We start from the raw sequence: 16732 nt of genomic DNA on the forward strand, positions 1-16732 counted from the left end.
TTCTACTGTAACTTTCTCATAAAAACTTACTTGACAATAATTTGTGTAAATGGTATCATAACAAATGTCCGATGTGAGACATAAACAAAAAATGCCCGGGTGGCGGAATGGCAGACGCGGAAGACTCAAAATCTTTTGTTGGTAACAACGTGGGGGTTCAAGTCCCTTCCCGGGCACCAGAAAAACCTTTGAAGCCGCTTATTTGTTAGGTTTATGAGGATTAGGAAGTCGATGTAATTTTAATTACATGGGCTTTTTTATTTACCCAGATGAAGAAGACATTTATCAGCACGCGGATGAAATGACGAATTTTTACGTCTTGAGGCTGAATACCTACAAAAGAAAGATCTTATGGGTATTGAGGATCAGCGAAAGTTTGAAGAGGACTTTGCCAAAAGAAAAGCGGAATTAGCCCAACTTAACCAAAGTATTATTCAAATGAAGTATGATAAAAACGCTAAAATCAAAGAAGGGCTTTACGGCGTAACCTCTAACCTTATTATCCAAGGAAATTCAGGCTTAATGTAATGGCGGCTACTACTAAAAGGTAGTCGCTTTTTCTTTTCAAGAATAGATTCAACTTATTAAGAGGATGATTAGAAGAAATTTTGGAGGTAATTGGAAGAAAATTAGAGAATTAAATATTAGGGCAAATGAATAATTATCAAGTTAATAAGGGAGATTAGCTTAATGAATAAACTCAAAATGATAGTGGACTCAAATCCATCTTCTGTTTTGAGTCAATCCAATGGTTCTTACTGGATACCCATAATTCAATTAAAAGCCGATATATGGGTAGGCATTTCTAGCGAGGGATATTGGATTGTTGAGAGTCGTGGGATTTTTGGAGACTTAAGTACTCTTGCATCATATTGGAGAGTTTTTGTTTTACTTGAACTTCCACTTTCCGAAGTGCGAAGACAAGTAAAGAATAGTTTTATTTCTTTAAACGTTGATGAAGATATAGATGATATTTTTCCTTTTATTGAAATCATTAAAGCAGCCTTTGAAGTTGGAACATCATATTGGGCTGAATTGGCTTTTAATTGGTATGATGAATTACGATATGAAAAGAGAGAAGCCTTAAAAGGTTCCTTAATTAAAATTGTAGAACACAAAAAAGGGAGCCGGAAATTTCGGCATAAAGCAATGAAAGAATTAAAAAGAATATGTCCTAAAGCATGAATAACTGTATTAAAAAACATTTTAAAATTGAAGTAGGGAGCATATGAAATTTACATATGAGTTAGCTGATAGTGGTTGGGCAGATGTGTATTGGGAATTAGACGGAAAGGTACAATATTTCTTTGTTAGTTATATTTCAGACGCTCTAGGAGACTTCTTAAATTGTTTAGTTAATCTATTACCTCAATCACAACCTAAGAAGTTTTTCAAAAACTCATTCTTATGGCATGCTGAACCTAGCGGATACAATTGGACTATAGAGCTATTTGGTGATTCTAACATAAGAGTTAAAATCGAATCAGTCACAGATGCTTTCGATCCGAGTAGTGACCGTAAGGTTGAGATGGATTTAGTCTGCAATTTAGATCAATTTTTAGAAATGATAGTTGAGAGCGTCGAAGTACTCCTAAGTAAGCATGGATTTATTGGCTATAAGGAGACATGGGTTAATCATGATTTTCCTATCTCCGCATATCTTAAGTTAAAATACTATTGTTTGACTAAAGATAACTATCCGATTCAGGAAAAAAGTAATGCTCCCTTTGGTGACTATTATATAAGTGATTTTCAGCATGAAATGAATTTGTTTGTTACAGATTTGAAGCCATAATCGAGATAGTGCTTTTTACCATTGGAGGTTAAATATGGATTTGTTTTCGAGGAGTAAACCTATCTTAAAAGAATTAGATTTAGGTATTCAAATGGATAGTGGTGCTCCAAGCCCGGTTATACTTTCGAATGAACATATTGTCATGCTTATATTTTATCTAAATCACTTTGAGCCAAACTGGAATGGCACTACTATACATGTTAGAGATAATAATGATGATGTAGGCGTAGCTTGTGTTCAATTTAGGCATTATAAGCAGGTGAAATACGGTTGGCCAAATGATGAAGCATACGCGGGCCATAAGTACAAGAAATTAGGACTATTACCATATCGAATTTATGAGGTGGAAAATTCAGATTGGTATGCGGAATTAGAAAAAGGCAATAGTGTTCATCCATATCATAATAAGGAAAGGTTTATGCAAGGTAAGCATTATATTTTTTTCTTTCATGATTCATGCTTTGAAGTTATATGTAAGGAAATAATTGTTGAGACACACAAAGCCGCATCTTTGAACACAATAGCAAAACACAAAGCAATGGAACTATTTAAATAATATGCTCTCTAAAGGTAATTCGGATAACAAATAATATTTGGAGGTTGTTTAATGTTTCGTAAGATATTTCTTTTATTTGTAATTAATCTATTCTTTTTTATTCCTATTGTAGATGCACAAGTATATGAAGACAAAAACAATGGCTATTCTATTGAAATACCGCAATATTGGAGGGTTATTCAAACAAACCCTACTATGTCTGTTATATCCAGCAATGACAATGAAGCAAAAATTGTCATTGCCTTTCTGCCCAAATACCCCTTAAGCCGATCTCAAGATGAAAGCAATTTAATTCTTAATGAGATAAGCAACAGAATGAGCAAAAAAACTCCAGGTGCAGTTGATGATACTAAATTAATCGAAAAAATTGGCAATCAAGAAGCTATATCGTCGATTTATTCTTTTACTACGAAAAACAATACTAATCTTAAACTTATGAATGTATACTTCTGGGTAAATGATTCAATATGTCAAATAGCAGTTTCTACAAAACCCGAGAAATTTGAGGAATTAAAACCTATATTTTTATCAGTGTTAAATTCATTTAAACTTCAATCAATGACAGCTTATGATTGGGCTTTCAAAGGATATGAATACCAGAAAAATAGAGAATATGATAAAGCTATCGATGCTTTTTCTAAAGCTGCCAATTTAGATGTGAAGAACACAGAATATATTTATCAAATTGCGTATACTAATTCTGAGAAGGGCGATTATAACCAAGCTATTGCTGCAATGACTAAGGCGATTGAGTTAAACCCAAAAGAAGCTTTCTTTTATCATGAACGTGCCTATGCACATATTAAAGCTAGAAACGCTCAATTAGCTTTAGAAGATGAGAATAAAGCAATTCAGATTAATCCCAAGAAGGCAATCCTATATGCTGGTCGCGGCAATGCCTATGCTATTATGGGGAAATATGAAGAGGCTATAACAGATTTTCAAAAATGCTTTGAACTTAAGGGCAATCCTCTGGATTCAGCTTTTAATTTAGGACAAACATATGAGCTAATGGGCAGAGGTGCAGAAGCTCTCAAATATTATAAAATGGTAGTAGAGTATCCAAATTTACCTAACCCTGTTAAAGAAAAAGTTCAAGCTAGGATAAACGGCGAATGGGAAAGCTATAAGGAGTGGATTTAAGTTACGATTCTGATTAGTGTAAAGTATAGGCTAGCTTGATAGTCCTTCAAAGTTGGTCTAGTAGTCAAATTAAATATGACTACTAGTGATTGGGGTGAGCGTGTTCTATGCTGAAAGGGGCTTCCAGGATGGGGGGAGCGCCTTTATTACCTTACTACATTACAGAATCGTTGATAGTAAGCGTTTGGAAAAACATCGATTGTACTTTGCTTGCATACAAAAGATATAAAAGTATGTTTTCTGTTGACATTTATAAAAAACGATGGTAGAGTATGTAAATGTACTACTAACTTAATACCGAACTTCGTATGAAGATAATGGGAGAGCGATTGTATAATCCGCCGAAGATGTCATGCTTTCAGGCAAAAGGACCGTTATTGGACGAAACTCTGGAGAGCCTCAATAGAGCACCGAAGGAGCAAGCTGATTTGTTTTGAATCAGTGAATCTCTCAGGTAAAAGGACAGAGCAGATAACTGTTTTATTTTGAGGCCGAATTATACAATTTGGCCTCTTTCTGTTTTTTTGAGGCCAGATTGTATAATTTGGCCTCTTTCTGTTTTTTCGGAGGACGGTATCATTTTTGGGGGGGAGTCAGCCAATTCAATAGAAATTCATACCCCAGTAAGCAAATAGTAAATGGGAAAAAATTGGGATTGCGATAACGCAACTATAAAAACAGTAGCATTTAGAAAGGCGGAATACCTATGTCGGAAGATCAAAATTTATCGAGAGGACTGAAAAATCGTCATGTTCAATTGCTTGCGATTGGTGGAGCAATTGGTACGGGATTATTTCTAGGTGCAGGCCGGTCTATTCACCTGGCAGGACCCTCTATTTTATTTGCCTATATGATAACAGGGGTAATTTGTTTTTTTGTTATGCGTGCCCTTGGGGAATTATTGCTTTCAAACTTAAACTACCATTCTTTTGTTGACTTTGTGCGTGAGTATCTGGGAAACGGAGCAGCATTTATTACCGGATGGACCTACTGGTTCTGCTGGATTTCACTTGCCATGGCTGATGTAACGGCTGCTGGTCTTTATATACAGTACTGGTTTCCGAATATAGCGCAATGGATTCCAAGTCTTATAATTCTTATGATTTTATTGATCATGAACCTTACTGCAGTGAAATTGTTTGGTGAGATGGAATTCTGGTTTGCCTTAATTAAAGTGGTTGCGATTCTGGCGTTAATTGTAATTGGTACATTTATGATTATTAAAGGGTTTGCTACAGATGCAGGTGCGTCTAGTTTTACTAACCTTTGGAGTTATGGCGGCTGGATCCCCAATGGTTTAAGCGGCTTTATCCTTTCCTTCCAAATGGTTGTATTTGCGTTTACGGGAATCGAATTAGTTGGTTTAACCGCTGGTGAAACAGAAAATCCAGAACGTGTTATTCCCAAGGCTATCAACAATATTCCAATCAGAATTATTATTTTCTATGTCGGCGCACTGCTTATCATTATGAGCATATATCCATGGACTTCAATTAGTCCGGATAGGAGCCCGTTTGTCCAGGTATTTTCAGCAGTGGGAATCGCAGCCGCAGCAACTATTGTAAATTTCGTTGTCCTAACCTCAGCCGCATCTGCCTGCAACAGCGGAATCTTCAGTACAAGCCGCATGGTATATTCTCTGGCGAAAGAAAATAATGCACCTGAGTCAATGAAAAGATTAACTTCCAATCAAGTACCTGCTAATGCGACAGTGGTCTCGGCGGTTGTTGTCTTGATTGCGGTTATTCTGCAATACATTATGCCGGAAGGGGTATTTGTACTTATTACGAGTATATCAACATTCTGCTTTATTTTTATTTGGGCAATTATAATTGTCTGCCATCTAAAATATCGCAAAATGAATCCTGAACTTGCTGCCAAGAACAAATTCAAAATGCCGCTATACCCAATCATCAACTATGTAATATTAGCATTTTTTGCTTTTGTTTTAGTTACGTTGGCACTCAACGAGGAAACTCGTGTAGCCCTGTTTGTAACACCTGTATGGTTTATAATACTTGGGGTAATTTATAAGATTTTTAAATCGAGAACGAAGGATGAAGAGGGCGAAACCAGTATAGCCTAAGGTTGATGGCACGGTAACAGATTGATCAGATGCCCTCTCTTTTATTGGTCGATCCTGTTTAAGGAATAAAATAAGATGATTGTGAATAAAATCTAGTTGGTATTTTTTTACAAAAATTCATAAAAATAGCAGGAAAATCACCTTGGCGTAGCGAATACAAACGCAACAACTAAAACGCGAAGGGTGGTATTATGACTGAATTGCTTAGTATCAAAGACATTTCGCAGGAAATAGGTATTCCTCAAAGTACCCTTAGGTATTATCGTGATCTATTCATGGAGTTTTTACCGGCAACAGGAGAAGGAAAAAAAAGACGGTTTTATCCGGAAGCAGTTGATGTGTTTAAAGCCATTGCCAAGGGGATGCACCAAAATAAGAACGCCGATGATATTGCCAAAGATCTTAATAATCGCTTCACACGTTTTATTGAAGTAAGCACCGAATCGCAAAACAGTAGCGCAACATATCCGCAAGATGATGAAAATAACCAATCGCAGGCATTATCACCACTAACGCAACTTGACGGTTCTGCGATCATGGCTGTTATATCTTCGCAAAATCAAGCTTTGCAGCAAATTGCGGCGACTATTAATATTGTAAACGGGCAGCAGGAAGAACTGCAAAATTTAAAACAGGAAGTAGCCAAGCTTGAAGAGCGTCTGGAAACAGAAATGACAGATCACTTCCAGCTTGTCGATGCCAGGCTACAGGAAGTAATGGAGGCGAGAGAAAACAGCACTTCAAAGTCATTTTGGCGGCGTTTGTTCGGTTAAAGGGTGAATAACATCGGCACATAGACGGTAAGCAGGTATGACACATCTGCTTACCGTTTTTATTATTTTATTATTTGCCATAATTTGTAAATTTATCTCTTAACTTACAAATTATGGAATTAGATAGGGCTTAATACCTATTTATGTTGAAGAGTGGCTTGTATTAAGAAGACATAATAGGTGAGCATGTCGAAATAATGTATTTGGATAAATACAGGGAATTCAAGGGTCGCCTGATCCTGGCCTTCTATTTCGACAAGTAAAAAATAAATACTGTCGGTTTTTTACGAAAACTAATTGTTCTAATTTAGCAGGAATTACAATATCTTACAAGAATGTTTAACTGCACAAAGTGTTAAATCAGGTCACAGGGAGGCGATCGACAATGTCTGCGGCAGAAGCGCTTAGTCACAATGTTGTGTACTTGCACAGGGAGGATGACGGTCAGGATTCGTTTGACACCACTACGGGTATTATTTTTATAGATGGCGAGCATCGTGTAAAAAACCTCAACCGGGAAGCTGAAAAGATTTGCGGGATTGACAGGGCTAAGTCGGTTGGAAGGCGGGTAGAAGATGTATTTAAGCATCATGGCGAAAAGTTTTTACAAATATTTCATATGGAAGAATACGAAGATCTAAATTCTGTCAATTTGAAGCTTAAAGTTAAGGATCAGTTTATCTATGCCCATATTGACGCTCTGCGGCTCAGGGGTTCAATCGGGGAGGGCAGCGGCTTAATTGTTATTATTCAAGATTTGTCGGCAGTCCGGGCCGCCATAAAACAGATACAGATTACGCAAATGCTAATGTCGCTGGGAGAACTGGCAGCCGGCGTGGCCCATCATGTCCGGACGCCGCTTACTACCATAAGCGGGTATTTGCAAGTAATGTTAGGCCGTCTGGAGGATGACCGGTATACGGTAGGCCGTGATGTACTCGAAATGATGCTGGATGAAGTTTCTTGCATTAATAATGTTGTAAAAGAACTTGTTTTGTTCGCTAAGCCGCCTGTTAATAAGGAGAATAATATTGATATAAACCGGACGATCGAGGAAGCCCTGTTGTTAACTTTTAAACAATTAGGCGGAGAAAAGATTGCTATCGACAAGCAACTTGCTGCAAATCTGCCGCAAGTAAGTGTGGATAGTAATTTAGTAAAACAGGCTATCGTTAACATTATGCAAAACGCTATTGAGGCAATGCCTGGAGAAGGTGTGCTGTCGGTTAGATCTTGGATTAATTCTGAGCTGAGTATGCTGGTAATCGGCATTGCTGATACCGGTCCGGGCTTAGCGCCGGAAATTTTGCCCCGGGTATTTGAACCTTTCTATACAACCAAACTTGAGCATATGGGACTGGGATTGCCGGTAGCGCACCGGATAATTGGTGAACATGGCGGTTTTATTAATATTAATCCGGCCACAACCACCGCCAAATCAGGCGCAAATATTCATATTTACCTGCCGATCATTGATGAGCGTCACCAGCGTTTACGGGTGGTTCACCAGCAAATATTAAATCTTCAATAATCCATGTCAAAGATAATCCGAAAAAAGTTACCTTATGGGGTAATAACCTAGCGGCTGTTCTTCATATCATGTTATTGCTACAGAAAACTGTGTGAAGAAGGGATGCTAGTGTTACTCCGGGTTAGTAGAACCATTTTCTTACTTATCTTTTTTGTGATATTTTTTGGGGTGGGGCAGGTAAAAGCCGTTGTGCCGGCGGTGAATATAACTGTTAATTTGCCCAGTAGGACAATCGAATTATTTTCGGGTGACCGCTTGGTAAAGGAATATCCAATAGCCATTGGCAAGCTGGCAACGCCGACACCACTCGGCAGTTTTGCAGTAGATTGCAAGGAAATAAACCCTGTCTGGTATCCGCCGGACCGACAGGGGATCGCTGTCCCGTCAGGGCCGGATAATCCGCTCGGTTACAGGTGGATAGGTTTTTGGAACACTTACGGCATTCATGGGACAAACGCTCCCTGGTCAATCAGGTTGGCAGTCTCAAACGGGTGTATCCGCATGTATGAAGAAGACGTAGAAGAGCTGTTTGATATGGTAAATGTCGGTACACCGGTGAAAGTCACCTACGATCGGGTAAACGTGCGGAAAGATGCGAAAGGGCAAATATTATTGTCGGTATATCCGGATATATATGGATCGGGCACTATAACAATTGCAGATATAAAGAGCCGGCTTAATGCTTACCGGTTAAACGCATTGGTTAGCAATGATTTGCTGAAAAAGTTGCTTGATGAACCTGGGGACCGCCGGGTTGTCATTGCCAGTCAGTTTGGAATTACTGTTAATGGCGTTTTATTAGGTGAAAGCGGGCTGACTGTCGGTGATGTGCAATATGTGCCAATATTGCCGGTCGCTCAGGCCTTTAAACAAAAAATTGCCTGGGATGAAAAAACAAAGTCTGTTCTGTACGGCAAAACCATTGTTCCGGGTATTGATAGCAACGGTGTGGTATATGTGGCGCGGGCAAATGCAGGTATGCTGTTTCAGGTTGAACAAAACTGGAAAGCCGGTGAGAATCTGCTGGCCTTCGGCGCAGTTGCTGCCTTTTTAAATGAGAAGCCGGTGTATCTTGAGGTTAATAAACTCCAGGGAATGCCAGCCGTATCGGCTCGATCACTGGCTGATGCACTTGGCCGGCAAATAAACTGGGACGAAAGTACGCAAAGCTTAACAATGGATGATAAGGGAAAAAGTATAAAAGTGCCTGTCAGCATGATTGGCGCAACTCCCTATGTTAAAATCACCGATATAAATCAATATTTTGACGTGTATGTATATTGGAATGACGAGGGCAAGACTCTGGAACTTACAACTTGATTTAAAGACAAAGCAAGGGTAAGATTGCTATAGATGCATTCATTGTGTCAGGCGCAGCCATTTTGCGTCCGGTCCTAGCGAATGCACGGAAGCAATCTTTTTTTGTTATACTATTACATAAGCTGGGCCAGGATTTAAGAAAATAGGAGCAGGGATTTTAGGTTTTATAGCAAATACAAATAGATTGGACAATAATGGAATGTTAGGTGGTGGGCTTGTGCCCCAAAAATTTATTATTATTGACGGCAGCAGTCTGGTACATCGTGCCTTTCATGCGCTGCCTATGTTACGAACCGCCGGCGGGCTGTATACGAATGCTGTATACGGCTTTACGACCATGCTGGTAAAATTGCTTGCAGATTATAAGCCTGACTATTTAGCAGTGGCTTTTGACAAAGGCCGGGTAACGTTTCGGACAGAAACATACCAGCTATACAAAGCACAGCGTCAGGCCACACCGGGAGAATTATCTGAACAGTTTCCTTTAATCCGTGAATTATTGCAGGCTTTGGGCATAAATACCATTGAGGAACAGGGTTATGAAGCCGATGATATTATTGGGACCCTGGCGGAAAAAGCGTCAAGTCAAGGTTATGAAGTTTTTATTGTAACCGGCGATCGAGATGCGTTGCAGTTAATTAGCGCAAATACTAAAGTATTGCTAACAAGGAAAGGCATCTCGGAAGTTGAGACGATTGACACAGCCGCCTTAAAGGAAAAGTATGGCTTGGCGCCTGAGCAGGTTGTCGACTTAAAAGGCTTGATGGGAGATTCTTCTGATAATATTCCCGGTGTACCGGGAGTTGGTGAAAAAACAGCTGGTAAGCTGCTGGCCCAATTCGGCTCTCTGGAAAATGTCCTGGACCATATTGACGATGTTTCCGGTAAAAAACTACAGGAGAATCTCCGCCAATATAGTGAACAGGCGGTTCTATCCAAAAAGCTGGCAACCATAGTGCGTGACATGGCTATTGAGTTTTCGCCGGAAGCTTTCGGTATTCACCCTGTGAAACCGGCTGTCAAAGAGCTATTTGCCAAATTCGAATTCAAAACTTTATTGGCCAAAGTGGATAGCCTGTTTCCCGGAGACTATACATCAGGTTCGCAGGAAGCGGCACCACCGTCTGCCTTACAGTTAAAGCCGCCGGCTGTAGTCGAAACTGACGACGAAATTGCGGCTATTCACGCCGAAGCCAAACGAGTAGGTTCCGTAAGCTGCTATCCCTTATCGGCAGGGCATTCGCCGTTAGCAGGCTTATCAGGGATGGCTGTCACCTGTGCTGAAACAACAGTTTATGTTCCGGCAGAGGCTGAAGGTTGGGGCAGCTTGTTTGATTTATTGGCTGACAATAGTATTGCGTTAGTAACCTATGACTCCAAGAAGCTGTATAATGCCTGCAGAATTAAAGGAACAATAATTGGAACAAAAGTAATGGATATCCTGATTGCCGCTTATTTGCTCGATCCAACGGCAACTGCATATCCGCTGGAAGCTTTGTCTGAGAAATATCTGGGACAAGCTATTTTGTTGCCTGCCGGCGATAAAAACCTCACTGCCAAGCCGGAATACGCCTGCTGGGCCAGTTCGCTTACCGGCCAACTGCAGCAGGCAATTATTGCGGAATTAGCAAATAGCGGCCTGAATGAATTGTATACACAGATTGAAATGCCGCTGGTCAAAGTTTTGTCGGCAATGGAAGTTAACGGTATTAAGGTTGACAGAAATTACTTAAAAGAGATGGCAGTTGATATTGCCGGTAAAGTTGATCAGTTAGTGAGGGAAATTTACAGTCTGGCCGGTGAAGAATTTAATATAAACTCGACTAAGCAGCTAGGAGTCATTTTATTTGAAAAAATGAAACTTCCTATTATTAAAAAAACAAAAACAGGTTATTCTACTGACGCAGAGGTGTTGGAAAAACTGGCCGGCCAGCATCCGTTGATAGACAAATTGCTTGAATACAGGCTGCTAACTAAACTTAAGTCTACTTATCTTGACGGTCTCGAAGGTATTATTCATCCCGAATCAGGCCGAATTCACACTACGTTTAACCAAATGGTTACAGCAACCGGCAGACTTAGCAGTTCGGAACCTAATCTGCAAAATATTCCTATCCGTTCAGATATAGGCCGAAAAATCCGGGAGTTATTTGTACCGGGAGAAGGGTATCAATATATTATGTCTGCCGACTACTCGCAAATTGAATTACGGGTGCTGGCTCATATGGCAGGAGATGCCAGCCTGCTGGAGGCCTTCCGGCATAATCAGGATATCCACACCCGGACGGCTGCCGAAGTTTTTGGCGTTGCTATGAAAGATGTCACAGCAGAAATGCGGGCCAGAGCCAAAGCGGTTAATTTTGGTATTGTCTATGGTATCAGTGACTATGGCTTGGCGCGGGATATAGGTGTTAGCCGCAAAGAAGCGGGCTACTACATTGACAGTTATTTTGCAAAATATCAAGGCGTAAAGCGATATATTGACGAAGTGGTTGCCGGTGCGCATCGCGACGGATATGTAACCACCCTGTTTGGGAGGCGGCGTCACCTGCCTGATATCAACAGCAGCAACTTCAACCAACGCTCATTTGCCGAACGAACGGCCATGAATACTCCGATTCAGGGTGCAGCTGCCGATATTATCAAGATTGCCATGAACAAAGTCTATGACGCCCTGATTGCCGAAGGGCTGCGCAGCAGACTGTTGCTGCAGGTTCATGACGAACTGGTGCTTGAGGTAACTGCAGAAGAACTTAATCATGTTGCGTTACTTGTTAACCAGGCTATGGAACAAGCCGTTCAGTTGGACGTGCCGTTGTTAGCCGAGGTAAAGACCGGCCGCAACTGGGCACAGGCCAAATAAAGGGGAGAATTCACATGCCGGAAATGCCTGAAGTGGAAACAATCCGCCGAAATCTGACCGATAAGGTGGAAGAACGAACGATCACTCGCGTCGATATAAACTTAGCGCGCCTCATAAAATGGCCAACTGCTGCCGAATTTCAGGCAATGCTTACAGACAGGAAGATTGCGAAATTAGGACGACGCGGTAAATATTTGCTTTTCTATCTGGATAATCAGTATGTACTTATTGTTCACCTGCGCATGACCGGGCGCTTGTATTATGTAACTCCAGGAACTGCCTATGATAAGTTTACCCATATTGTTTTTCGGCTTGATAATGGTGATGCTTTGCTGTACGCCGATACTCGCACCCTGGGTACGTTGTACTTAATGCCGCAAAGTGAACTGTGGCGTATTGCCGGTCTGGCTTCAATGGGGCCGGAACCTCTGTCTGAAGAATTTACCCTGGAATACTTCGGCGACATGCTGGGCAAGCGGCAGGCTACTATTAAGTCGATACTTCTTAATCAAAAATTAATTGGCGGTCTTGGCAACATATATGTGGATGAAGCGCTGGCTATTGCCGGTATTGACCCGGAGCGCAGGGCGAGTACCCTGAATGCTACTGAGGTAAAATATCTTTATCAGGCAGTAAATCAGGTGATTGCTGATGGAATTGCTCACGGAGGAACAACTTTTCGCGATTACCGCGATGGCAGGGGCCAAAGCGGCAGCCACCAGCATCACCTGCAGGTGTATGGACGTACTAATCAGCCCTGCCAGCGGTGTGGCGCCATCATCGCCCGTAAAGAAGTAGCCGGTCGCGGCACTCACTATTGTCCTAATTGCCAAAAGTAGCCGGAGGAACCTAGATGATTGTGATTGGTTTAACAGGCGGAATTGCCAGTGGAAAAAGTACTGTAAGCACTATGCTCCGCGAGTTAGGGGCTTATATTGTTGATGCCGACAAACTTTCCCGGGAAGTTACTCTTCCCGGGAGACCGGCCTGGCAGGAGATTATTGATAACTTTGGTGCGGAAATTCTTGAACCTAACGGCCAAATAAACCGCAAATGCCTGGGGCAGATTATTTTTACTGACAGTCAGGCCAGAGCCTTATTAGGATGTATTACACACCCTCGTATCGAAGCGGAAGCAATGGCGGCTATTGATCATGCCAGACAAAACGGCTATGAAAGGGCTGTTTTGGATGCGCCTTTATTAATTGAAGTGGGATGGCATGTCAAAGTGGATGCTGTGTGGGTTGTATTTGTTGATAAGAAAACCCAGTTAGCCAGACTTATAGACCGTGATAAGCTCAGTTGTGAAGAAGCTATATCACGGATAAATGCCCAGCTCTCATTAGAGGAAAAATTAAAATATGCCGATATAGTCATCAATAACAGTGAAACGAAAGAGAAGACGCAGGAACAGGTGGCTCGGGCATGGCAGCAGATGGGCGCTATAACTCCTGCCGTTAAATAGCGGTATTTTTTATACTAAAGAAACATAGTTTTATACAGTGATTTTTATAACGGAGTGATATAATTGCGTATCTGGACTTGGTTGAAAGTCCTGATCATCGGTCTTTTGTTGTCTGCTGCTGGGATTTATACTGTATTTAACAGTGATTGGTTCCAAAAAAAGTATGTATATCCGTTTTTGTATCAGGAAGCGATATATACCTATGCATTAGAGCGTGATCTTGACCCATTTTTAGTCGCCGGCGTCATTAGAGCGGAAAGCAAGTTTATAAATGAAGCCCGATCCCCCAAGGGAGCAATGGGATTAATGCAGATTATGCCTGAGACGGGACGATGGATTGCCGACCAGACAAACCATAAAGAATTTTCGACTGCAGAACTTACTGATCCGGATATAAACATCCGGTTCGGAATCTGGTATTTAGCCTCATTAAAAAAAGAGTTTGCCGGTAATGAGGTCCTGTATCTTGCTGCGTATAACGGCGGCAGGGGAAATGTAAAACAATGGATGCAGCGGTTCGGCTGGTCCAAAGATTTTAAGGATATTGAACAAATTCCTTTTAACGAAACTAAGGAGTATGTTGAAAAAGTACTGCACAATAAGAAACGTTATCAGGAATTATACGGAAGATAAATACGTAAAGGGTATTGAGGAGAATTTACTGTAAATGCGCAAGTTATTAATATTATGTTTGGTGCTTCTGACTGCTTTGGCGGCTGGCTGCAGTTCAAAAGATGACACTGCGCCGCAGGAAAAAAAGAAAGTTGCTATCCAGCAGGGCGGACAGTTGAAATATGGCAGTTTTCAAGAGCCCAATACACTTAATCCACTGTTGTCGGATCTGCTGGCAACCGCCGAAGTCGGCAGAATGATTTTTAGCGGCTTGGTAATTACCGGGGAAAAAGGAGAATGGCTGCCTGATTTAGCAGCTGATGTACCGACAGTTGCCAACGGCGGGGTTACTCCTGACGGGCTCAAAGTAACCTATCGCTTACGCCAGGGAATAACCTGGCATGATGGTACCCCCTTTACGGCTGAGGATGTCAAGTTTACCTGGCAGCTTATTATGAACCGCAAAGCAAATATCGTCTCGCGGGAGGGGTATGACCGGATCAGTGCAGTCGAAACACCGGACCCATACACCGTTGTTGTTAAATTTAAAGAGTATTATGCACCTTACCTTACTTTATTTACCACCATTTTACCCAGGCATAAACTTGAGAATGTGCCTGATGTAAATAAGGCTCCCTTTAACCGGGCCCCTGTGGGCACAGGCCCGTTTAAATTTAAGGAATGGCAGGTAGCGGAGGCTATTGTTCTTGAGGCCAATACCAATTATTATCGGGGCAGGCCGGTTTTGAACAGTGTTGTCTATAAAATAATTCCTGACGTCGGCTTGCTAATTACCCAACTTAAAACAGGCGAAGTAGATATTATCAGCAATATTGCTTTTACTTTTCTGGAACAGGTTAAGGCCATTGATGGCATACGGACAGTAATTTCGCCAACCATGGTCTGGGAACATATGGACTTTAATCTTGATAATGCCTTATTCCAGGATGTGCGTGTGCGCAAAGCTATTGCAAATGCAATCGATCGTCAAGCTATCGTGGCTAATGTATTAAAAGGGGTTGCCAGTCCTGCTTATGGCGATCAGTCGCCGTTGTCCTGGGCTTATAATCCTATGCAGCAAGCGCCGGCACGGGATATCAATATGGCGCGTGAACTGCTGGCGCAGGCCGGCTGGACACCAGGTCCGGACGGAATAATGATGAAAGATAATAAGCGACTGGCCTTCTCGCTTACTGTTCCTACCGGCAATAAGCAACGCGAACAGACAGCGCAAAAAATTGCCGAACAACTAAAAGAAGCTGGTATCATAGTTGAGGTGCAACCTGTTGAGGGAAATTTGTTTTTTAGTGAGGTTTTGAAAAGCAGACGGTTTGAAACAGCGATATATGCCTGGGTTGCCGGTGTCGATCCTGATAATAGAAATCTATGGCACTCCCGGAAAATTCCTGGTCCGGCAAATGCATTTGACGGACAGAATTACCCGGGATGGCGCAACCCGGAGGTTGACAAGCTGGCTGACCTCGGCGTTAAAACTGTTGATGCCGGCGCCCGCAAAGATATTTATTTTCGAATTCAGGATTTGATCCGGGAAGATTGTCCGGTTGTGCCGCTATACTTTCGGGGAAATATTGACGCTGTTAAAGTATCAATCGCCAATTATCAGCCAAATCCCACACCGGCAGGTAATTTATGGAATGTTTGGCAATGGGGATTTGCTGCCAGTAAATAATGCATAAAATTTAGCTTGACGATTGTTTGATGTTATGATAATATACATTATGTTGCGTAAGCACAACAGATGTATATTAACGCGGTCGTGGCGGAACGGCAGACGCGCTAGCCTCAGGAGCTAGTGGGGGCAACCTCGTGGTGGTTCAAATCCACTCGACCGCACCACCTTATTGACGTTCGCTTTACGACTTTCGACCTTCGAGTGAGAGTCGCAAGTCGAGCGTCGAAAATCGAATATGCGGTTGTGGCGGAACTGGCAGACGCACCATCTTGAGGGGGTGGCGCTCACAAGGCGTGTGAGTTCAAATCTCACCAACCGCACCATGGATAATTCTCAATAGTATTTCCTTGACGAAGTTAATTTTTTAGCGTATAATTTCTATTGGTTAATGACATAATATGCGGTCGTGGCGGAACGGCAGACGCGCTAGCCTCAGGAGCTAGTGGGGGCAACCTCGTGGTGGTTCAAATCCACTCGACCGCACCACTTTATTGATGTTCGATATATGACTTTCGGCCTTGAGCGCGACTCGCAAGTGTAGCGTCAAAAATCGAATATGCGGTTGTGGCGGAATCGGCAGACGCACCATCTTGAGGGGGTGGCGCTCACAAGGCGTGTGAGTTCAAGTCTCACCAACCGCACCACAAGCAATAAAAGCCTTTGAGATATTCTCAAAGGCTTAATTATTTTTCTCTTGACAATCCTTGGCGAATTCTGTTATCATCTTACTAATACAATATGGCCTTTAAGCTAGTCCTGTGAGGCTGGCAAGGGGACGGTAAGGGATTATTTACGCCTTCTTGCGTGCTTTCACGGTAAGAAGGCTTTTATTATGCCTGATAACAACAAATACTATCCTTTAAGTTGACCCAGAGAGGTCGGCAAGGATGTTGCC

14 protein-coding genes, 5 tRNA genes and 1 riboswitch are annotated in these 16732 nt (G+C 41.9%); all 19 genes read left to right on the forward strand.

The genetic code is table 11. From position 1 onward, the window contains the following. Positions 1-93 precede the first annotated feature (93 nt). The 19 genes from SATMO3_RS15145 to SATMO3_RS15235 all read left to right on the forward strand — a co-directional run bounded on the left by SATMO3_RS15145 (position 94) and on the right by SATMO3_RS15235 (position 16481). Positions 94-179 (forward strand) — tRNA-Leu (locus SATMO3_RS15145). Between the two features lie 172 nt (positions 180-351). Further along, positions 352-528: a hypothetical protein gene (locus SATMO3_RS15150; RefSeq protein ID WP_371381614.1), complete on the forward strand. Its 177-nt coding sequence runs from the start codon at positions 352-354 to the stop codon at positions 526-528. A gap of 162 nt (positions 529-690) precedes the next feature. Next, on the forward strand, positions 691-1185 hold the full coding sequence (locus SATMO3_RS15155) for a hypothetical protein (RefSeq protein WP_371381615.1): 495 nt from the start codon (positions 691-693) through the stop codon (positions 1183-1185). Positions 1186-1228: 43 nt separating this feature from the next. Beyond that, positions 1229-1795: a hypothetical protein gene (locus tag SATMO3_RS15160; RefSeq protein WP_371381616.1), complete on the forward strand. Its 567-nt coding sequence runs from the start codon at positions 1229-1231 to the stop codon at positions 1793-1795. 34 nt (positions 1796-1829) lie between these two features. Then, a complete protein-coding gene (locus SATMO3_RS15165) occupies positions 1830-2351 on the forward strand; it encodes a hypothetical protein (protein ID WP_371381617.1) in 522 nt (173 codons plus the stop codon). 51 nt (positions 2352-2402) lie between these two features. Further along, on the forward strand, positions 2403-3494 hold the full coding sequence (locus SATMO3_RS15170; RefSeq protein WP_371381618.1) for a tetratricopeptide repeat protein: 1092 nt from the start codon (positions 2403-2405) through the stop codon (positions 3492-3494). Positions 3495-3873: 379 nt separating this feature from the next. Beyond that, positions 3874-3970: riboswitch (glycine riboswitch) on the forward strand. 230 nt (positions 3971-4200) lie between these two features. Beyond that, complete coding sequence (locus SATMO3_RS15175; RefSeq protein ID WP_371381619.1) at positions 4201-5580, forward strand: amino acid permease; 1380 nt, start codon at positions 4201-4203, stop codon at positions 5578-5580. A 191-nt stretch (positions 5581-5771) separates the two neighbouring features. Next, a complete protein-coding gene (locus SATMO3_RS15180) occupies positions 5772-6353 on the forward strand; it encodes a MerR family transcriptional regulator (RefSeq protein WP_371381620.1) in 582 nt (193 codons plus the stop codon). A 385-nt stretch (positions 6354-6738) separates the two neighbouring features. Continuing rightward, positions 6739-7884 carry a nitrogen regulation protein NR(II) gene (locus SATMO3_RS15185; RefSeq protein ID WP_371381621.1) on the forward strand — a complete coding sequence of 382 codons (1146 nt, stop codon included), beginning with the start codon at positions 6739-6741 and terminating at the stop codon, positions 7882-7884. 108 nt (positions 7885-7992) lie between these two features. After that, positions 7993-9204, forward strand: a complete 1212-nt coding sequence (locus SATMO3_RS15190) for a L,D-transpeptidase family protein (protein ID WP_371381622.1) — start codon at positions 7993-7995, stop codon at positions 9202-9204. 217 nt (positions 9205-9421) lie between these two features. Continuing rightward, positions 9422-12067: a DNA polymerase I gene (polA, locus tag SATMO3_RS15195; protein ID WP_371381623.1), complete on the forward strand. Its 2646-nt coding sequence runs from the start codon at positions 9422-9424 to the stop codon at positions 12065-12067. 14 nt (positions 12068-12081) lie between these two features. Then, positions 12082-12906, forward strand: coding sequence for a bifunctional DNA-formamidopyrimidine glycosylase/DNA-(apurinic or apyrimidinic site) lyase (gene mutM, locus SATMO3_RS15200; RefSeq protein ID WP_371381624.1), 825 nt, complete (start codon positions 12082-12084; stop codon positions 12904-12906). 14 nt (positions 12907-12920) lie between these two features. Further along, entirely contained in the window at positions 12921-13532 is a 612-nt protein-coding gene (coaE, locus tag SATMO3_RS15205; RefSeq protein ID WP_371381625.1) for a dephospho-CoA kinase, read from the forward strand. A 63-nt stretch (positions 13533-13595) separates the two neighbouring features. Continuing rightward, the gene (locus SATMO3_RS15210) at positions 13596-14165 is read left to right on the forward strand and encodes a lytic transglycosylase domain-containing protein (RefSeq protein WP_371381626.1); all 570 of its coding nucleotides are present in this window, start codon (positions 13596-13598) and stop codon (positions 14163-14165) included. A gap of 34 nt (positions 14166-14199) precedes the next feature. Continuing rightward, on the forward strand, positions 14200-15834 hold the full coding sequence (locus SATMO3_RS15215; protein ID WP_371381627.1) for a peptide ABC transporter substrate-binding protein: 1635 nt from the start codon (positions 14200-14202) through the stop codon (positions 15832-15834). 81 nt (positions 15835-15915) lie between these two features. Continuing rightward, positions 15916-16001 (forward strand) — tRNA-Leu (locus tag SATMO3_RS15220). A 73-nt stretch (positions 16002-16074) separates the two neighbouring features. Beyond that, positions 16075-16160, forward strand: a tRNA-Leu gene (locus SATMO3_RS15225). Positions 16161-16237: 77 nt separating this feature from the next. After that, positions 16238-16323: transfer RNA gene (locus tag SATMO3_RS15230), tRNA-Leu, on the forward strand. Between the two features lie 72 nt (positions 16324-16395). Beyond that, positions 16396-16481: transfer RNA gene (locus SATMO3_RS15235), tRNA-Leu, on the forward strand. The last annotated feature ends 251 nt before the right edge of the window (positions 16482-16732 follow it).

It is taken from the genome of Sporomusa aerivorans (assembly GCF_041428895.1).
Lineage (GTDB): Bacteria > Bacillota > Negativicutes > Sporomusales > Sporomusaceae > Sporomusa > Sporomusa aerivorans.